General features: G+C 60.7%; 1 protein-coding gene. It reads left to right on the plus strand.

Translation table 11 applies throughout. The annotated features are described in order from the left end of the window. Window positions 1-146: 146 nt before the first annotated feature. A partial coding sequence (locus tag sphst_RS14820) for a polysaccharide deacetylase family protein (protein WP_159043662.1) occupies window positions 147-1,044 on the plus strand: 898 nt, incomplete at its 3' end.

Genomic DNA, 1,044 nt, shown 5'->3' on the forward strand with positions numbered 1-1,044 from the left:
TTCCCAAAAAGGAACGGTAATCGAGAAGGCCCAAGCATTCTCGAAATAGATGGTAAATCGGGAAAGCTTCTCACCCTCGACCACGATCGGCTAGGTGTTGGGACATGAAAGTCCGTCTCACAGTCCGTTTCCTTGGCCCGCCCTTGATGACGATGCTGACGCTTGTCGGCTGCGCCAGCTTGGCGGTCCCCGTGTCCGCTGAGCGACCTTCGCCGCCCAGAGCCGGTCGGGTCGTTGCGATCACCTTCGATGACCTCCCTTATGCCAGTGACGGATCGGCCGTCTCTCCCAACGCAGCTATTCTAGCCCAGCGCCACATCGTCAGGGCGCTGCGGCGCGCTCGCGTTCCTGCGACCGGCTTCGTCAACGAGGACAAGGTGCGGGCACTTGGGGCTGCCGGTCCTCGCCTGCTTGCTGACTGGAACAAGGGCCTCCTAGCCGTGGGCAATCACGGCTACAGCCATTTCGACAGCAACGACCTCGACGTTGCGGGGATCGAGAAGGAGGTCATGAAGGGAGAAGCAACCATCCGACCAATGGCGGCATCGAGCGACCGTCCCATCCAGTTCTTCCGCTTCCCCTACAACCATGTCGGCGACACCGAGGCCAAGCGGCTCGCGATCGAAAAGCTTCTCGCCAGTCATGGCTACAAACTGGCTGCATCGACAATCGACACGTCCGATTACCTGTTCAACAGTGCCTACGAACGCGCCTTCGCCAAGCGTGACATGGCCATGATGCAGCGGGTCGAGCGGGCCTATTTGGACCATACCCGGGTCCAGATTACCTATTATGGAGAGCTGGACCGCAAGGTTCTTGGTCGCGAGGTGCCGGCCATCATGCTTCTCCATGCCAACCGCTTGAATGCCGCGACGATCGAACCGCTACTCGGCCTGTTTCGGTCAGCCGGCTACGGGTTCGTTTCACTTGCACAGGCACAAGCCGACCCGGCCTATTCGGTCATGCCTGCGGTCGCGACGAAGTTCGGTCCCATGTGGGCGTACCGATGGGCTCGGGAGCGACAGGTGAAGGTTGACGGGCGGC

This window comes from Sphingomonas sp. STIS6.2 (assembly GCF_000732685.2).
GTDB lineage: Bacteria > Pseudomonadota > Alphaproteobacteria > Sphingomonadales > Sphingomonadaceae > Sphingomonas > Sphingomonas aerolata.